Genomic DNA, 840 nt, shown 5'->3' with positions numbered 1-840 from the left:
CTTTTCCATGAAGTCTTCGTTGGCTTTTGAGCGATAGGCCGTGTCAGCCCAGACACTTGAGGCCGTATTGGTTTTATCCAGCAGCCCCTCTCTCAATCGCGCGCCATCACTGGCGGCAGCATGTGTTGTTTTCCATTTCCGGATGAACCGGTATTTCCGATCGATGGAAACATGCGATTTATAACCAAAGAACGGGATGGCGAGATCGCTGGAGGGCATACTCCCGTCCTCCTGCCGCTTCGCCTTTGTGAACTTCAGTGTCCATCGTGCATGACGATCCTTGTGCGACAGCTTTGCCGGCTTGTCTTCCCAGCCTTCGGGGATCCGTCCTGCCCGAAGATCGGCTTTCTCTGCATTGGTGTTCCGCTGCTTCGGAGCCTCTACCAGCGTGGCATCCAGGATCTGGCCTGACATCGGTAAATACCCGGCGTGGCGCAGGGTCGCATCAAAGCGGTTGAACAGCCCATCGATCGCACCCGCCTGGGTCAGACGCTCGCGAAACAGCCAGACCGTTTTGGCATCCGGCACCCGGTCCGACAGTCCCAGACCAAGGAAGCGCATAAAGGAGAGGCGATCGTTGATCAGATATCCGTTCGCTCGTCGGAGAGATTGTTCAGCGTCTGGATGACCAGGATCTTGAACATCATCACCGGATCGAACGGGGGACGGCCGCCTTTGATCCTGTCTGAATAGGCCAGAGCCTTCTCCAGATCAGGGCGGAAGGCCTCAAAATCCACAGTCCAGGAAAATGCTTCGAGCTGATCACCGAGCCCACTCAACCGGACAAGACGCTCTTCAACATCAAAGAAACCAGCCTGCTTCATAGCGCCATTCCCTTAG

General features: G+C 56.0%; 1 pseudogene. It reads right to left on the bottom strand.

Going from position 1 to position 840, the window contains the following annotated elements:
- A pseudogene (locus tag HKD24_RS15165) lies at positions 1–824 on the bottom strand (IS5 family transposase); the annotation flags it as partial.
- Between the last annotated feature and the right edge of the window lie 16 nt (positions 825–840).

It is taken from the genome of Gluconobacter vitians (assembly GCF_015244565.1).
GTDB classification, from domain to species: domain Bacteria; phylum Pseudomonadota; class Alphaproteobacteria; order Acetobacterales; family Acetobacteraceae; genus Gluconobacter; species Gluconobacter vitians.
This window is presented reverse-complemented; position numbering and strand designations above follow the sequence as displayed.